We start from the raw sequence: 16738 nt of genomic DNA, 5'->3' as shown, positions 1-16738 counted from the left end.
TCGAGGTGACGCCTGGTTCTTGCTCGCGAATCACCGCCTTACTTCGACGGCAAATCTTCCCTCACCAGATCGAGAAACGTCGCCACGATTCGCCGGGAGCTCTGCTCACGCAGGCACACCAGGGTCTCGCTCATGTGTCGCTCGCAATCGACGATCGGCAACGCCTGGACGCGGTTGTCCGAACCGAACTCCGCCGCCGACACCACCCCCACGCCAATGCCCGCCACGACCGCCTCGCGGGCGGCCTCGCGGCCCTCGACCTCGATCGCCGCGCGCATGCGCAAACCGGCGCGGCGCATTTCCTCCTCCAGCGTCTGGCGGGTGACCGAGCCGTGCTCGCGCAGCACCAACGGCGCGTCGTCGAGGTCGGCCAGATGGATCGACTCGCGGCCCGCCCAGGGATGGCCGCTGGCGACGAAGGCGACTATGGGGTCGCGGCGCAAGGTGAAGGACACCAGGCGTTCGTCCTCCACCGCACGCCCGAGCAGCGCCAGGTCGGCGCGATAGCCGAACAAAGCCTGCAGGGACTCGTCGGTGTTGCCCGTCTCGATGCGTACGCGAATGCCGGGGTGGCGCTGGCAGAACAGCGCCACCTGTGGCAGCAGGTGAACTGCCGCGTCCACCGCCAGCACCAGGCTGCCGGTCTGCAGCGCGCTGGACTCCTGCAACAGCTCCTGGGCCTCGGCCTCGATCACGAACAATCGTTGGGTCACTGCCAGCAGGCGTTCACCCAATTCCGTCAGCCGTACCGAGCGCTTGTTGCGATGGAACAGCAGCACGCCGTAACGCTCTTCCAGCTTGCGAACCTGGTCGGAAACGGCCGGCTGGGTGAGGAACAGGCGCTCCGCGGCGCGAGTGAAGCTGCCGTGCACGGCGACGGCATGGAAGGCTTTGAGCTGGGCGTGGGAAACGGACATGCAGACATTCCTCGCAAACGGCGATCTGACCGCTTTCCCGCCAATCGACGGAAAGCGACTACAGGGTCATACGACCTGGACGCGAAGGTCGCACAGCAACGCACTTAAAAGGAAAACTTATTTTTAAAATTTGATAAATCGATTTCAGTTATTTATTCGGAATTGTTTCTATCGCTTCACCGCCGCTTCCCACGAGTTTTTCGGCGGTATGCAGAACAGCCTCCGTGCTTCTGACCCGCGCCGCCTCGGCGACGCGCAGTGCTCATGCTCCTAGAACAACAAGAACAAGAAAGGCGTTACCTCAACGACTGCCGGCACAGCACACACAACAAGAACGAGGTCAGATCATGCTCAACCCTCACGGCAACGCAGCATCGCGCTCGCCCTTCGCATCGATCCAACGCTGGCGCTGGCAGATCTTCGCCATCACCTGGCTGGCCTACGCGGCCTTCTACTTCACTCGCAAGGCTTTCTCGGTGGCCAAGCTGGGCATCGGCGAGGACCCTACCTTCCACCTCGACAAGGCCATGATGGCCAACCTCGACGCCACCTACCTCGCGGCCTACGCCGTGGGCCAGTTCACCTGGGGGGTGCTCGCCGACCGCTTCGGCCCACGGGTGGTAGTGCTCGGCGGCCTGGTGATTTCCGCCGGTGCGGCCATCGTCATGGGCACCTGGGCGACCCTGCCGGTGTTCGCCACCTGCATGGTCATCCAGGGCCTGGCGCAGTCCACCGGCTGGTCGGGGCTGTGCAAGAACATCGGCAGCTTCTTCGCCACCCACGAACGCGGTCGCATCCTCGGCCTGTGGAGCACCTGCTACGCCTTCGGCGGGCTGGTCGCCTCGCCCTTCGCCGGCTGGTGGGCCTATTCGGTGTTCGGCACCTGGCATGCGGCCTTCTACTCCAGCGCCGCGGTGGTGGGCGGCGTGGCCGTGCTGTTCCTGCTGCTGCAGCGCAATCGCCCGCAGGACGTCGGCCTGCCTCCGCTGGAAGACGAGCCCGAGGCCGTGCGCTACGCCGGTTTCAAGCCCGAGGGGCAGAACCCCGGCATCAGCGAAACCCTGCGCCTGGTGCTGCGCAATCGCACCGTACTGACCCTGGGCCTGGCTTACTTTCTGCTCAAGCCGGCGCGCTACGCGATCCTGCTGTGGGGCCCGGTGATCGTCTATGAGCGCATGCCCGGACTGGGCAAGGTGGGTGCAGCGATCCTGCCGACCTCATTCGAGATCGCCGGCCTGCTCGGGCCGATCCTGATCGGCCTGGCCTCGGACAAGATCTTCGGCGCACGGCGCATGCCGGCCTGCGTGATCAGCCTGATCGCCCTCACCGCCTGCCTGGCACTGTTCGTCCCGGCCATGCAGACCGGCAGCAGCCTGATGGTATTCGCCCTGCTGTTCATGATGGGCCTGACCCTGTACGGACCGGACTCGATGATCAGCGGCTCGGCCGCCATCGACTTCGGTACCGGCAAGGCCGCCGCCACCGCCGCCGGTTTCGTCAATGGTTGCGGCTCGGTCGGCGCGATCCTCGGCGGCCTGCTGCCCGGCTACTTCGACACCTACAGCGTGTTCATCGGCTTCACCGTCGCCGCGCTGGTCTCCGCCGCCATTCTGCTGCCGCACTGGAACAGCCTGCCGGAGGGCGCCACGTCCTCGGCCGCACGCGTCCCGAACCGCTCCGTGAAGGTGCGCATGGCGCGCTCCTGAAGTCCCCGCACAAGGATGTGCCTCCACCTCCGCTACAGGTAGACCCCATGAACATCGAACGCTTCGGCGTGGTGAAACGCCGCGCCGAAATGGTCCTGCACGACCACACGCTCTACATCGGCGGCCAGGTCGCCAGCGATACCAGCGCCGGCATCGAAGCCCAGACGCGGGAAATTCTCCACGGCATCGAGCAGTTGCTGCAGAGCGTCGGCGCCGACCGCACCCACCTGCTGTCGGTGCGCATCCTGCTGGCCGATCGCGCGGACTACGCCGGGCTGAACGCCGTGTGGGACGACTTCTTCCCGCTCGGCCATGCCCCGACCCGCGCCTGCACCCTGGCGCAGCTGATCGACCCCGCCTGGCGCGTGGAGATGATCGCCACCGCCGCCCTGCCCGACCAATGACCACGGAGAACGCCATGCGCCCCTTCTGGCTCGAACAGGCCCTGCTGAGCGATAACGAGCGCGCCGCCGCGCTCGAAGGCGAGACCCGCGCCGACGTCTGCATCGTCGGTGGCGGCTACACCGGTCTGTGGACCGCCATCCTGCTCAAGGAGCAGAACCCGGAACTCGACATCGTCATCGTCGAGGCCGACCTCTGCGGTGCCGGTGCCAGTGGGCGCAACGGCGGCTGCGCGCTGTCCTGGTCGGCGAAGTTCTTCACCCTGGAACGCCTGTTCGGCCTGGCCGAGGCGATCCGCCTGGTGCGCGAGTCGGAGCGGAGCATCCACGCCATCGGCGAATTCTGCGAGCGCTACGGCGTGGATGCCGACTATCGCCTGGACGGCACCCTCTACACCGCCACCAATGCCGCACAGGTGGGCTCCACCGACAGTGTGATCGCCGCGTTGGAGAAGCACGGCATCAACTCCTTCAGCAAGCGCCCGCTGGAAGACGTGCAGCGCATGGCCGGTTCGAGCAAGCACCTGGAAGGCTGGTTCTCCCCGGCTGCCGCCAGCGTGCAGCCGGGCAAGCTGGTGCGCGGCCTGCGCCGGGTGGCGCTGCAATTGGGCGTGCGGCTCTACGAAGGGACGCCAATGACCGGCCTGGACCACGGCCAACCCGCCACCGTCCACACCGCGCGGGGATCGGTCAGCGCCGACCGTGTAGTGCTGGCGATGAACGCCTGGATGGCCCGCGCCTTCCCGCAGTTCGAGCGCAGCGTGGCGATCGTTTCCAGCGACATGGTCATCACCGAACCCCGCCCGGACCTGCTGCGGGAAATCGGCCTGACCTCCGGCGTCACCGTGCTGGATTCGCGCATCTTCGTGCACTACTACCACAACACTCCGGACGGCCGGATTATGCTCGGCAAGGGCGGCAACACCTTCGCCTACGGCGGCCGCATGCTGCCGGTGTTCGATCGCCCCTCGCCCTACCTGGGGCTGCTGCGCGAGAGCCTGGCGGAGTTCTTCCCGGCCTTCGCCGAAGTCCCCATTGCGGCGAGCTGGAACGGTCCCTCGGACCGCTCGGTGACCGGGCTGCCGTTCTTCGGCCAGTTGGGCGACGCGGGCAACGTGTTCTACGGCTTCGGCTACTCCGGCAGCGGCGTCGGGCCGTGCCACATGGGCGGGCAGATTCTCAGTTCGCTGGTCCTCGGGCTGGACAACGAATGGACCCGCTCGCCGCTCACGCAAGGTCCGCTGGGCTTCTTCCCGCCCGAGCCGATCCGCTACGTCGGTTCGTTGATGGTGCGCAACGCCATCCGCCGCAAGGAGCACGCCGAGGACCGCGGCCAGCACCCACGCCGCCTGGATGTGCGCCTGGCGCGCTTCGCTGCCGCCGCAGGCAAGGCCGACAAGGCCTGACGACTTCCCCTCATCTGCCGGCTGAGGGAATGGGCGAGGCGCCCCGTGCGCCTCGCCTTTTTTTCATGGGGCCGAGCAACGCGGAACTACGCTTGGGCTTGTGCCGCGCGCCACAGCTGAATAACATTGATTATCATTTGAAAATTATTCCTGCTGGACGCCCTTGTGAGCACTTCCAACCTCGACGCGGTCTTCCTGGCCCAGCGCCTGCCATTGCTGCGCACGCTCGTACGGATGGTGAAGAACCCGAGCATCGCCGAAGACCTGGTGCAGGAAACCTACCTGCGCGTCGCCCGCACCCTGCTCGAACGCCGCATCGATCACCTGGAACCCTTCCTCTTCCAGACCGGCCGCAACCTTGCCCTGGACCACCTGCGCCACCTGCGCATGCAGTCACGGACCATGCTCGAGGACGTGCCTTTCGATATCGTGCAGGCCGTGCCGGCGCCGGGTTCCAGCGCCGAGGACCAGCTCCACGCGGAAAAACTGCTGGAGCGTCTGGGCTCAACGCTCGAACAGCTCAGCGAACGCCAGCAACGCATCTTCATCCTCAGCCGCCTGCACGGCTGCGGCTATGCGGAAATCGCCGAGCAGCTGGGCGTCTCGCCCAGCACGGTGCAGAAGGAACTGAAACTGATCATGGCGATCTGTGTCGGACTGGTCAGCCGCCTCGAGGAAACGGTATGACGGACTACCGTTCGCCGGCCGATTCGACAACAATGCGCGGCTCACCCTCCCAGGACCGCCCCGAGGATCGCCCCTTGCCCCACGCCGCGCCCCCGCAGACCCGCAGCAGATGGCCGAAGCCCTCGACTGGCTGATCCTCGAGGACGACATGGACGCCGCCACCCGTGCGCGCTTCGAGGCCTGGCTCGCTGCCAGCGAAGGCAATGCGCAGGCGTACCAGCGCGTACGCGCTGCCTGGCAGTCGCCGCTGCTGCCGGTCGCCGCCGCACGCCTGGAACGCAGGCAGGTGCAGGACAAGGTTCGCCCGCTGCGTCGTAATCGACGTTTCCTGAAGCCCCTGGCAAGCGCAGCCGCGTTGGTGCTCGCCATCGGTGTCGTGGTACAGGGCGACCTGCTGACACGGCTGCGGGCGGACCATCTCACCGCTATCGGCGAACGCCAGAAGGTCCAGTTGGCCGATGGCTCCAACGTGCTGCTCAATACCGACACGGCGCTCTCCAGCAAGGTCGATGACCAGCAACGCGTCGCCCGCCTCTACCGCGGCGAAGCCTTCTTTGATGTTGCTCATGACCGCAGCCGCCCGTTCGAGGTGGAGGCCGGGCCGGTGCAGGTCACGGTGCGCGGCACCGCGTTCGCGGTGCGCTACCTGGGCAATGAGGCGGAGGTCAGCGTGCAGCGCGGCGAAGTGGACCTGCGCACGCGCCTGGACGATGCGCGCGTCAGCCTCGGCGCCGGCGACAGCATCCGCGTCGGCCCGCAGGGCTTCGGCGAGCGCCAGCACGGCGCGGAAGCCGAATCCCAGCTGGCCTGGGTGAAAGGCCGCATGGTGTTCGAGAACTGCCCCATGAGCCAGGTTCTGGCCGAGTTGCGCCGCTACTACCCCGGCTGGATCGTCAACACCAACGAGCGCCTGGACAATGTCAGCGTCACCGGCAACTGGCGCCTGGACGACCCGCTGGGCGTGGCGCGTTCGCTGGCGCAGATCACCTCCGCCGAGCTGCACGAATACCCGAAACTGCTGATCCTCAACTGATCGCCCGCCACTGAACTGAAAGTATTTTTACTCGATTCGAAAGGCTCGTTCGTTTAGTCAGAAGCCAATGCAATAGATTCGCATTTACGAATGCGAACAACGACTGACTAAGAGAGCCCTTCGATGACCATTGCTTCTTCGCGTGCCCCTCTGCGCCGGCTGTCCGCGCCGGCCAGCATCTCGCTGCTCGCCCTGTCCATCGGCCTCGCCAGCCTGCCGGCCGCCTCCGCCCTCGCCGCCGAGGCCAGCCAGACCCAGGCCGGCTACAGCTTCGATATCGCTCGCCAGCCCCTGCCGCAGGCGCTGAATGCCTTCAGCGCGGTGACTGGCTGGCAGGTGGGCGTGGCTGGCGATCTGGCCGACGGCGTGGAATCCCCGGGCGTCAGCGGCCGCCTGCCGGCGGAGCGCGCACTGAAGACCCTGCTCGGCGGCACCGGCCTGACCGTCCGCCAGCTCGGCCCGCGCAATGTGGTCCTGGAACGCAACCTCTCCTCCGTCTCCGAGATGCAGCCGCTGACCGTCACCGCCACCCGCCAGGCGCAGAGCGTCACTTCGGTGCCGACCACCGTCAACGTGGTGAGCCGCGAAGAGCTGGACCGCAAGAACGTCAACAGCATCAAGGAACTGGTGCGCGACATGCCCGGCGTCTCCGTCGGCGGCACCGGCAACCGTGCCGGCATCACCGGCTACAACATCCGCGGTATCGACGGCGACCGCGTGCTGACGCAGATCGACGGCGTCGAGATCCCCAACAGCTTCTTCAATGGCCCGTATGCGCAGACCGAGCGCAACTACGTCGACCCGGAGATCGTCAAGCGCGTCGAAGTCCTGCGCGGCCCGGCCTCGGCCCTGTACGGCAGCAACGCCATCGGCGGCGCGGTGAGCTACTTCACCCTCGACCCGGACGACATCATCAAGGACGGCCAGGACGTCGGCGCGCGACTGAAGACCGGCTACAGCTCCGCCGATGACAGCTGGCTGACCTCCGCCACCGTCGCCGGCCGCCTCGATACCTTCGACGGCCTGCTGCACCTGAGCCAGCGCAACGGCCACGAGACCGAGTCCTACGGCAGCACCGGCGGCACCGGCCTGTCGCGCACCGAAGCCAACCCCGAAGACGTGCGTACCACCAACGTGCTGGCCAAGCTGGGCTGGAACTACGCCGAAGGCAGCCGCTTCGGCCTGGTCTACGAGAAGTACAAGGACGACGTCGATACCGACCAGAAAAGCGCCTACGGCGGCCCGTACTTCAACGGCGCGCCGACCATTCCCGATTCCGTGCTGCCCGGCGGCATGTACCAATGGCGTACCGGCAACGACACCATCACCCGCGAGCGCTATGGCCTGGAACACCAGATGCTGCTGGACAGCGCCGTGGCCGATCACCTGAAGTGGACCTTCAACTACCAGATCGCCAAGACCGACCAGAGCACCGACGAGTTCTACTACCCCATCACCCGCCAGGTGCTGCGTACCCGCGAGACCCAGTACAAGGAACGCCAGTGGGTGCTCGACCTGCAGATGGACAAGGCCTTCGCCCTGGGCGACACCGACCACCTGCTGACCTACGGCACCACCCTCAAGCGGCAGAAAGTCACCGGCTACCGCGAAGGCGGCGCCACCTGCCTGGCCGTCAGCCGCACCTGCCCCACCATCGGTGGCCCGAGCACCGTGGCCAGCGACCAACTGGCGCGCAGCAGCGATTTTCCCGATCCGACCATCGACACCTACGCGCTCTTCGCCCAGGACGAAATCCGCTGGAACGACTGGACCTTCCTGCCCGGCCTGCGCTACGACCACACCCGCCTGAAGCCCCACGTCACCGACGAATTCCTCAACACCGTCGACCAGAGCGGAGAAGGCGACGTGAGCAGCGAAAGCAAGACCTGGCACCAGCTCTCGCCCAAGCTCGGCGTGACCTATTCGTTCAACGACAACTACCTGTGGTACGGCCAGTACGCCCAGGGCTTCCGCACCCCGACCGCGAAGGCGCTCTACGGCCGCTTCGACAACCCCACCACCGGTTATCGCGTGGAGCCCAACCCGGACCTGGACCCGGAGCGCAGCCAGAGCTACGAGACCGGCCTGCGCGGCAACTTCGAGGAAGGCTCGTTCGACGTGGCGGTCTTCTATAACAAGTACCGCGACTTCATCAACGAAGACGCCATCACCCCCGGTTACGACGAGCCGACCTTCACCAGCAACAACATCAAGCACGCCATCATCAAGGGCGTGGAAGTGAAGGGCCGCCTGGAGCTGGGCGCCTTCGGCGCACCGCAAGGCCTCTACACCAAAGGCTCGGTGGCCTATGCCTACGGTCGCAACAAGGACACCGGCGAGCCGATCAACAGCGTCAACCCGCTCACCGGCGTGTTCGGCCTGGGCTACGACGAACAGGCTGGCCGCTACGGCGCGCTGCTCGACTGGACCCTGGTCAAGCGCAAGAACCGCGTGGACGACAGCCAGTTCAACGCCCCGGACGGCACCAGCAGCCAGTTCAAGACGCCGGGCTTCGGCATCCTCGACCTGACCGGCTACTACAAGCTGACCGACGACCTGACCCTGAACGCCGGCCTCTACAACCTCACCGACAAGAAGTACTGGCTGTGGGATGACGTGCGCGGCTACGACGGCGTCGGCGAAGCGGCGGTGCTGGCCCCGGCCAACCTCGACCGCCTGACCCAGCCGGGCCGCAACTTTGCGATCAACCTGGTGTGGGATATCTGATCGACAGTGAATCGCAGGCACGGTCGTCAAGTTGATCTCCGCGGCCTGCGATCTTCGCGAGTCACTCCGGCATCACCCATTGAACGCGCGACAATCTTTACGCTTTCCAAACGCTGATTCGTCTCGTCTACAAAGCCCTGTAATTTCAAGGAATTGGACATGACCACCCTGGAACTCCCTGCCCTGCGCTCGCAGCGCCTGAACGCGCTGACCCACGCCCCCCACGAGCGCCTCGACCACGCCGTGAAGGCCCGTGAGCCCTTCTCCAGCCGTGAGCGCTTCGCCCGCTTCGTGGTCGCCCAGTACCTGTTCCAGTCCGAGCTGCAGGCCCTGTACCAGGACGCCGAGCTGGGCAAGATCTTCCCCGACCTGCCGCAGCGCTGCCGCGCCGATCAGGCCCGCCTGGACCTGGCCGACCTGGACACCGAAGTCCCCGCTCCGGTCGCCGGCGCCGTCGACAAGCCGAGCCTGGCCCACGCGCTGGGCTGGCTGTTCGTCTCCGAAGGTTCCAAGCTGGGCGCCGCGTTCCTGATCAAGCGTGTTGCCGCGATGGGCCTGGACGAGAACACCGGCGCACGCCACCTGGGCGAGCCCGAAGGCGGTCGCGCTGAAGGCTGGAAACGCTTCACCCGCACCCTCGACGCCCTGGAGCTCAGCGAAGCCGAAGAGCGTGAAGCCGAAGCCGGTGCCATTGCCGCCTTCGAGCGCTTCGCCCATCTGCTGCAGCACAGCTACGACAGTGCACCCGCCGCCGTCTGAGGCCATCGAGCGCGCGCCCGTCGCAGGAGCGCGCGCCACGCCGTTCGGCCCGGCACGCTCGCGCCTGGCACGGATCGCCTTCGCGCTGCTCGCCTACACCAGCCTGGGCGTGGGCATGGTGGGGCTGGTGGTGCCGGGGCTGCCGACCACCGAGTTCGTGCTGTTGGCCGCCTGGGCTGCCTCGAAGAGTTCGCCGCGGTTGTCCGCCTGGCTGGAGAACCACCGGCTGTTCGGTCCGATCCTGCACAACTGGCGCAATGGCCGCGCCGTTGCCCGCCGCGCCAAGATCAGCGCCAGCCTGGCAATGCTCGCCGCCCTGGCGATCATGCTGATCACCCTGCCCCACGGCATCTGGCTGTACGCCGTGATCCTCGGCATGGCGGTTGGCAATCTGTGGATCTGGTCGCGCCCGGATACACCCAGGCCGTAGCCAGCACGCGGGCGCGGACCTATGCTGGAGGTCCGTTTCCTTACTGCCTCACGAGCCATGAACCAGCCCACCAGCAAAGTCGACGCCGTCCTCGCCGAAGCCCAGCGCCGCCGCGAAACCAGCTACCGCGAAAAGGCCCTGAAGATGTACCCCTGGATCTGCGGTCGCTGCGGCCGTGAATTCAGTGGCGTGCGCCTGCGCGAACTGACCGTCCACCACCGCGACCACAACCACGACAACAATCCCGAAGACGGCTCCAACTGGGAGCTGCTGTGCCTCTATTGCCACGACAACGAGCACCAGCGGCAGGTAGACCTGCATTACCAGAACGGCAATGACGCCGGGAACAAGGGGCCGAAGGTCACCCACAAGGGACTGGCCGGGCTGGCCGACCTGCTGAAGAAGAAGGACGACGGGCAGGCCTGACCGCCGCGCTCTCGTAGGATGGGTGGAGCTTGCGATACCCATCAGCCTCGCGTGATCGATTGCGATGGGTATCGCTTCGCTCCACGCCATCCTACAAAGAACTTCTATCAGCGCAGGCCGGCGACGATCTCCAGCGAACGCAGGCGCAGTTCGTGATCGTAGATGTCGCTGGTGAAGATGATCTCGTCCACGCCCGTCTGCTCCAGCAGGATTTCCAGGCGGCTGCGCACCTTCTCCGGACCACCGATCACCGCCAGACCAAAGAAGTTGCCGACAGCATCCTGCTCATGAGGTAGCCACAGCCCGGCCATGCTCGGCACTGGCGGCTTCTGCTTCAGGCTGTCGCCACGGATCAGCGCCAGTACGCGCTGGAAGGCAGTGGTCGCCAGGTATTCGGCTTCCTCGTCGGTCGGGGCCGCCACCAGCGGTACGCCGATCATGGCGTACGGCTTGTCGAGCACCGCGGAAGGCTGGAAGTTCTCGCGGTAGATGCGCAGCGCGTCGTGCAGGTAGCGCGGTGCGAAGTGCGAGGCGAAGGCGTAGGGCAAACCCTTTTGCGCTGCCAGGTGGGCACTGAACAGACTGGAACCCAGCAGCCAGATCGGCACGTTGGTGCCCTCCCCCGGAATCGCCAGCAGCGACTGCTGCGAGCGACGCGGGCCGAGGAGCATTTCCAGCTCGGCAACCTGTTCGGGGAAATCGGCACCGTCACCCAGGCGGTCGCGGCGCAGCGCGCGCATGGTTGCCTGGTCGGCGCCCGGTGCGCGGCCGAGGCCGAGGTCGATGCGGCCCGGATACAGCGTTTCCAGGGTGCCGAAGTTCTCCGCCACTACCAGCGGCGGATGGTTGGGCAGCATCACGCCGCCGGAGCCGACGCGGATGCGCTCGGTCTTGCCGGCGATGTGGCCGATCAGCACGGCAGTGGCCGAGCTGGCGATGCCGTCCATGTTGTGGTGCTCCGCCAACCAGTAGCGGGTAAAGCCCAGCCGCTCGACGTGCCGGGCAACTTCGACGGCGTTGTGCAACGCTTCGGCAGCAGTGCCCTGGTCGCGCACGGGCACCAGGTCGAGCATGGAGAAGGCAGTTTCTGACAGGGACTTCATAGGCACTCCGATTCGGGTCACACTGGCGCCGCCTGACGCAGCCCGGTGGACATGACTTTGATCGTGACTCTATCGGCGCCCGCCGGGCCTGGCCACTCGTCGGGATCGATAGTATTCATGAGCGCCAGTAATACAGCCCATGACACAAGGATGTCCCATGGTACGCAAGGTCCTGCTCGGCACGTTTGCCTTCCTGCTCATCGCCACGATCGTGGTGCAGGCGATCTATATCGACTATCTGAAGCGCCAGTACCGGGTCAATGTGAGGGGCTTCGCCCATGTGCACGCCATCGAGGTACTGCAAAAGGCTCGCGAATTTGCCGACTTGCGTCCGGTCAACCGAGACGGCTATCGGGCCCTGATCATTGCGCTGGCGATGGAGCAGGGCCAGTTAGAGCGGTGGCAGGCGAAGAGCGGATACGAACTGACAGCTACCCAGCAGGCGTTTCTGTCACGCGTTGCCGAATACCAAAGCCCGAAAGCACCGCCACAGGGCGCCGAACTACTGGCAAGGTGACACGCCCCTGTCACATCCCTCGCGCATAATCGCCCTCGTGCTGAAGGACCAGCACCCCATCTACACGGGCATCCGCCGCCAATCCTCCCCAGGCAACGGCGAATCCTGTGGCCTACGAAGCAAAAAGCCCGCATCCGTGCGGGCTTTTTGCTTTGTCATCGCCAGAAACTTCAGTCGCGGTTCTTCACCATTTCGAAGAGTTTCAGGCGATCGCTGATTTCCTGCAGGGTGTGGCGGAACGGGTCGTGCTGCTCGCTGTGGGCCGGGTCGACGAAATTCCAGACGATCACCTGGCTGGAAGTCGGCAGCTCGTCGCCCTCGTCGCTGGATTTGTCGCACAGGTCGATCAGGTAATCGAAATGCTGGCCGCGGAATTCGTCGATGGCCTTGCTGCGCAGGCCTTCGGTGGAAATCCCCGCGTGCTCCAGCACGCTGCGCGCACGGGGATCGATGGCGGTCGGGTGGATACCCGCGCTGAAAGCTTCGAAGTGTTCGCCGTCGGTATGCCGCAGCAGCGCTTCTGCCATCGGCGAGCGGGCGTCGTTGGCGACGCAGACGAACAGGACTCGGCGTTTCTCGGTCATCTTTACCTCGGCACGGGGCATCGGCTTTGCGCCCCTTATACGTCAGGTTTTATGACAAGGCCGTGTCAGCGCCATGAAGGCTCACAACACGATGTAGTCACTGCGCTGCACGATGCCGCGGCTCTCGCCCTCCACCAGGTGGACATAGCGCCCGCCGACCTGGTCGACGGCAATGCAGTCGTCGACGTCGATCACCGCATCGGTGTGCGCCTTGTCCCAGCTGCGCGGCATGCGGCGCTTGGCGCGCGCCTTGGCGTCGGCGGCGTCGCGGGCGGCCACCAGTACGTACTGGTGCGCCTCGCCGAAGCTGCCCAGCTCGTAGCCACCCAGGTTGACGAAGAACAGCCGCTGCTCGCCTGGCGCCGGCATCGCCTCGCTGAATTCGACGCGATAAGCCTCCACGCCATCCACCTCCAGCCAGGAGTCGATGTGCAGACCTTCCGGGCTGCCGAACCAGGCCTCGCGCAATTGCGCGTAGGTGGATTTCAGGTTGTCGCCAAGGACAAAGGCCACATCGTGAACCTCGATCCGCGCGCGCGGATGGCGTCCCCCCAGCATGACTACGAACAGCATCTCAGACCCTTCCTAGGTTTCAGACTGGCTCTGACAGACTCGTCACACAGCAGGTTCAATCTAATGGCGGATAAATGGCCATCCGCCAGTCAACCTCATGGGTGTGCAAGCGCTATATAGAAAGTTATATTCTGAACCCTCGTTTGATTGCCCCGATGTTTCCCCATGCCCCAGACCGCGCCCACCCCGACGCGCCGCCGTCAGCGCCCCGCCCTCAGCATCCGTGACCGCAATCGCCAGCGCATCCTGCTGGCCGCCGGCGAGGAATTCGCCGAGAAGGGGTTTACCGCCGCCAAGACCCAGGACATCGCCAGCCGCGCCGACCTGCCCAAGTCCAACGTTTATTACTATTTCCAGAGCAAGGAGAATCTCTACCTGCGCCTGCTGGAAAACGTGGTGGATGCCGTGCTGGAAGCCTCCGCCCTGCTGCGCGAGTGTGACGACCCGGCCTGGGCGCTGCCTGCGCACATCCGCGCGCGCCTGTACATCGCCCGGCAGTGGCCGTACGCCTACAAGGTGTTCGCCAGCGAAATGCTCCACGGCGCTCCGCGCCTGCCGCCGGAATGGTTGCAGCGCCTGCGGGCGGAATCGCGTCGCAGCCTGGAGTGCATCGCCGCCTGGATCGACCGTGGCCTGCTCGCCCCGGTGGACCCGCAGCACCTGCTGCTGAGCATCTCCGCCGCCACCCGCACCTACGTCGATTTCGACTGGCAGATCGCGATGATCACCGGCAAGGCACAGCCGGATGCCGATGACTTCGAAGCGGCCGCCGCGACCATCACCCGCCTCGTCCTGCGCGGCACCGAGCCGGAACCGGCAGCGCGCCTGCGGCCCTTGCCGCTCTAGCGCGCCACGACGTCTGCACTAAGCTGTGATTGTCCGCGCGGCCTTGCGCCGTGTCCGCAGCTCTCAGGGAGACGCCATGAAACCGCTACTGATCGCTACGCTGTCGCTGATCGTCGTGCAGCCCGCCTTTGCCGCCATCCCCATGCTCAACTACGACTGCCCCAATGACATCCAGGTCCACACCGACGAGGGCGGCCCGGTGTACATCAACGGCAAGGAAGCCAAGGTCAAGCAGAAGAACGACAAGTACCTCGAGGCCAAGGGCGAAGGCGTGACCATCTCCATCAGCCTCAATGACGATGGCAGCGCCACCGTGTCCTACACCGGGCCGAAAGGCGCCAACGGTATGTGCCAACCCGCCGAGGGCGACTGATTCAGTCCTTCGGCGCACGCCCCAGGCAGCGCTGGTAGCGCTCGTCCACGCGCTGGGCGAACCAGGCGGTGGTGAGCTGGCGGGTGATCTTCGGGCTGTGCAGCGTGATCCCCGGCAGCATCGCCCGCGGCATCGACTTGCCGGCGGAGCGTTCGGCCAGGGCAAATACCTTGGTGTAGAGCTCCGACCGGGTGAACTCCGGCTTGTCGCCCAACTCCAGGTCGCGGCGGATCTCCCGCTCGCTCATGCCCAGCTTCGGCCCCAGGGTGCGCACCGCCTTCTCGGTGCTGCCGGCGTCATAGCTGCCATAGAGGATCACGTCCCCGTCCAGTGCCAGGGTGATGCCGGTGAGATCCGCGACCACGCGCTGGAACGCCGCGTTGCGGCTGGCATACCAGCCGGCGTTGAAGTCGGCGAAACGGTACAACTGACGCGGATAGTTCACCGGATAACCCAGCAGGTGGGCGGTACCGAAGTACATGCCGCCACGGCGACTGAACACTTCGCGGCGGATACTGCCGTCCACCGGGTACGGGTAGCCCTCGGCATGGGCCTGCGCAAACGCGATGCTGACCTGCATCGGCCCACCGGTATGCACCGGGTTAAAGCGGCCGAACAACTGCTGGCCCAGCGGTACGCCGCCGATGAAGTCATCGAAGATCGCGCTCAGTTCCCTCTCGGTCTTCGCGCTCGCCAGGCGCTGGCTGTAGGTGCGGCCATTCGGTGATTTCAGCGCCAGCGCGGTATCGATGAGGAAACCCGGCACATGGACCTTGCTCGCACGCCGGTCGATCTCGGCGCGGGCGATCTTGCCCAGCCCCGGCACAGGCGGGTCGGCCTTGAAGTTGGACTCCTGCTCGGTGATCGCCACCACTGAGCAGAGGTTCTCGGTAGTCGCCGGAATGCGCTGGGTGGTGAAGGCGACCTGGATGTCCTTCGCCCAGCCCTCGCGGTCAGAAGTGCCAGCGGGAATCAGCCTGACCAGCTTGCCGCGCACCTCCTCCGGGGTCGGCTCCGGCACGCTCGGCGCGCGGCTGCCACAGCCGGCCAGCGCCAGCAACGCGGCCACGCCCAGCAGATGAATGTATCGGGATGAAAGCCTTTTCAGGCTGGGTGAATCTGCCGTCAGGGCAGCCGCAGTCATAGTCCGTTCCTTGCTTGAAGTCCGCCTACAGGACCGGTGCGCAGCGGCACAGGTTCCCCGGCATTGTCAGGCAAGCACGGATTTCAGCGCCAGGCCAGGCGCCGCAGGTTCAGGCTCCAGCCGCGCTGCATGCCGGCGGCGGCCAGCAGGATGGCGATCACGCCCAGCCATTGCAGCGGAGTCAGGCGATGGCCGAAGGCGAACCAGTCGACGAAGATCGCTGCGATCGGATAGATGAACGACAGCGCCCCGGTCAGGGCTGTCGGCAGCTTCTGGATCGCGCCGTAGAGCAGCACGTACATGATGCCGGTGTGCACGATGCCCAGGGTCGCCAGGCTGGCCCAGGCCGTGCTCGCCTGGGGCAGCGAGGTCAGGTTGGCCCAGGGAGCGAGCAGGAGAACGCCGGTCAACGCCTGGATCAGCGCGATCAGGTGCGGCGGCACGCCGGTCAGGCGCTTGATGATCAGCGCCGCCACGGCGTACAACGCCGCCGCACCGAGTGCCAGCGCGATCCCGCCCAGGTAGTCGCTACCCACCTGCCCCGCTTCACCGTGCGCGCTGACGATGGCCAGCATGCCGAGGAAGGAAATACCCAGCCAGGCGAGTTTTTGCGCCGTCACCTTCTCGCCGAGGAACAACGCGCCGAGCAACACCAGCAGGAATGGCTGCACGTTGTACACGGCCGTGCCGATGGCGATGGAGGCCCGCGAGTAGGAGCCGAACAGCAGCACCCAATTGCCAACGATGGCCGCGCCGCTGAGCAGCGCCAGGCCGAAGGTGGCGCGGCTGAGAATGCCAGGGCGCAGGAAGCCCATGGCGGCGCAGATCACCAGCAGGGTGGCGGCGCCGAATACGCAGCGCCAGAACACCACGTCCAGCACCGGCTGGCCTGAAACCACCACCAGCCAGCCGATGGTGCCGCAGATCAGCATGGCGCTGATCATTTCCAGGGTGCCGCGTTTGATCCGCTCGTTCATGGTCCACCTCCACTCGTTGGTGATCAGTATGAACAGGTGGATTCGCGCACTCCATCGCCTGACGCAGGCAAATCCCTCCAACGACCTTTACTATCAAGGCCACACTGCGAATTTACCTTCCGAGACCAA

18 protein-coding genes are annotated in these 16738 nt (G+C 65.8%); 12 read left to right on the top strand and 6 right to left on the bottom strand.

All coding sequences use genetic code 11. The features are described 5' to 3' along the window. Nucleotides 1–38: 38 nt before the first annotated feature. Nucleotides 39–917: a LysR substrate-binding domain-containing protein gene (locus RS899_RS08850; RefSeq protein ID WP_054909550.1), complete on the bottom strand. Its 879-nt coding sequence runs from the start codon at nucleotides 915–917 to the stop codon at nucleotides 39–41. Between the two features lie 347 nt (nucleotides 918–1264). Between RS899_RS08850 and RS899_RS08845 the strand changes: the two genes are divergently transcribed. From RS899_RS08845 to RS899_RS08805, 9 genes are all read left to right on the top strand, one after another. Then, nucleotides 1265–2623 carry an MFS transporter gene (locus RS899_RS08845; protein WP_315809650.1) on the top strand — a complete coding sequence of 453 codons (1359 nt, stop codon included), beginning with the start codon at nucleotides 1265–1267 and terminating at the stop codon, nucleotides 2621–2623. Nucleotides 2624–2670: 47 nt separating this feature from the next. Then, nucleotides 2671–3027 carry a RidA family protein gene (locus tag RS899_RS08840; protein WP_054909552.1) on the top strand — a complete coding sequence of 119 codons (357 nt, stop codon included), beginning with the start codon at nucleotides 2671–2673 and terminating at the stop codon, nucleotides 3025–3027. Nucleotides 3028–3041: 14 nt separating this feature from the next. Then, nucleotides 3042–4430: an FAD-dependent oxidoreductase gene (locus tag RS899_RS08835; RefSeq protein WP_315809649.1), complete on the top strand. Its 1389-nt coding sequence runs from the start codon at nucleotides 3042–3044 to the stop codon at nucleotides 4428–4430. 165 nt (nucleotides 4431–4595) lie between these two features. Beyond that, nucleotides 4596–5117, top strand: a complete 522-nt coding sequence (locus RS899_RS08830; RefSeq protein ID WP_233298789.1) for an RNA polymerase sigma factor — start codon at nucleotides 4596–4598, stop codon at nucleotides 5115–5117. A 109-nt stretch (nucleotides 5118–5226) separates the two neighbouring features. Next, nucleotides 5227–6150, top strand: coding sequence for a FecR family protein (locus tag RS899_RS08825; RefSeq protein ID WP_315809648.1), 924 nt, complete (start codon nucleotides 5227–5229; stop codon nucleotides 6148–6150). A 123-nt stretch (nucleotides 6151–6273) separates the two neighbouring features. Further along, entirely contained in the window at nucleotides 6274–8877 is a 2604-nt protein-coding gene (locus RS899_RS08820; protein WP_065348211.1) for a TonB-dependent receptor, read from the top strand. 159 nt (nucleotides 8878–9036) lie between these two features. Beyond that, the gene (locus RS899_RS08815; RefSeq protein ID WP_233298791.1) at nucleotides 9037–9636 is read left to right on the top strand and encodes a biliverdin-producing heme oxygenase; all 600 of its coding nucleotides are present in this window, start codon (nucleotides 9037–9039) and stop codon (nucleotides 9634–9636) included. A 4-nt stretch (nucleotides 9637–9640) separates the two neighbouring features. Beyond that, entirely contained in the window at nucleotides 9641–10066 is a 426-nt protein-coding gene (locus RS899_RS08810) for a YbaN family protein (protein WP_054909611.1), read from the top strand. Nucleotides 10067–10123: 57 nt separating this feature from the next. Beyond that, nucleotides 10124–10492: a YajD family HNH nuclease gene (locus RS899_RS08805; RefSeq protein ID WP_054909558.1), complete on the top strand. Its 369-nt coding sequence runs from the start codon at nucleotides 10124–10126 to the stop codon at nucleotides 10490–10492. A 107-nt stretch (nucleotides 10493–10599) separates the two neighbouring features. Here the strand turns inward: RS899_RS08805 and RS899_RS08800 are convergent, their stop codons facing one another. Then, the gene (locus RS899_RS08800; protein ID WP_315809647.1) at nucleotides 10600–11595 is read right to left on the bottom strand and encodes an LLM class flavin-dependent oxidoreductase; all 996 of its coding nucleotides are present in this window, start codon (nucleotides 11593–11595) and stop codon (nucleotides 10600–10602) included. Between the two features lie 157 nt (nucleotides 11596–11752). Between RS899_RS08800 and RS899_RS08795 the strand changes: the two genes are divergently transcribed. After that, nucleotides 11753–12112, top strand: a complete 360-nt coding sequence (locus tag RS899_RS08795; protein WP_233298793.1) for a hypothetical protein — start codon at nucleotides 11753–11755, stop codon at nucleotides 12110–12112. 170 nt (nucleotides 12113–12282) lie between these two features. On the opposite strand, the gene RS899_RS08790 is transcribed toward RS899_RS08795, so the two are convergent. Both RS899_RS08790 and RS899_RS08785 read right to left on the bottom strand, forming a co-directional pair. Beyond that, nucleotides 12283–12696, bottom strand: a complete 414-nt coding sequence (locus tag RS899_RS08790; RefSeq protein ID WP_054909560.1) for an arsenate reductase ArsC — start codon at nucleotides 12694–12696, stop codon at nucleotides 12283–12285. 81 nt (nucleotides 12697–12777) lie between these two features. Next, a complete protein-coding gene (locus RS899_RS08785) occupies nucleotides 12778–13269 on the bottom strand; it encodes a DUF1543 domain-containing protein (protein WP_054909561.1) in 492 nt (163 codons plus the stop codon). Nucleotides 13270–13434: 165 nt separating this feature from the next. Here RS899_RS08785 and RS899_RS08780 point away from each other — a divergent pair, with 165 nt between their 5' ends. Together RS899_RS08780 and RS899_RS08775 are read left to right on the top strand one after the other, a co-directional pair. Then, nucleotides 13435–14115, top strand: a complete 681-nt coding sequence (locus tag RS899_RS08780; RefSeq protein ID WP_054909562.1) for a TetR/AcrR family transcriptional regulator — start codon at nucleotides 13435–13437, stop codon at nucleotides 14113–14115. A 76-nt stretch (nucleotides 14116–14191) separates the two neighbouring features. Then, nucleotides 14192–14488: a hypothetical protein gene (locus RS899_RS08775; RefSeq protein WP_054909563.1), complete on the top strand. Its 297-nt coding sequence runs from the start codon at nucleotides 14192–14194 to the stop codon at nucleotides 14486–14488. 1 nt (nucleotide 14489) lies between these two features. On the opposite strand, the gene RS899_RS08770 is transcribed toward RS899_RS08775, so the two are convergent. Together RS899_RS08770 and RS899_RS08765 are read right to left on the bottom strand one after the other, a co-directional pair. Further along, nucleotides 14490–15632, bottom strand: coding sequence for a DUF1615 domain-containing protein (locus RS899_RS08770; RefSeq protein WP_409978049.1), 1143 nt, complete (start codon nucleotides 15630–15632; stop codon nucleotides 14490–14492). Nucleotides 15633–15715: 83 nt separating this feature from the next. Beyond that, a complete protein-coding gene (locus RS899_RS08765; RefSeq protein WP_315809646.1) occupies nucleotides 15716–16609 on the bottom strand; it encodes a DMT family transporter in 894 nt (297 codons plus the stop codon). Between the last annotated feature and the right edge of the window lie 129 nt (nucleotides 16610–16738).

It is taken from the genome of Pseudomonas sp. C9-3 (assembly GCF_032392015.1).
Taxonomy (GTDB): Bacteria; Pseudomonadota; Gammaproteobacteria; order Pseudomonadales; family Pseudomonadaceae; genus Pseudomonas; species Pseudomonas nitroreducens.
The sequence above is the reverse complement of the archived record's forward strand: the minus strand, read 5'-3'. Positions and strand labels throughout refer to the sequence as shown.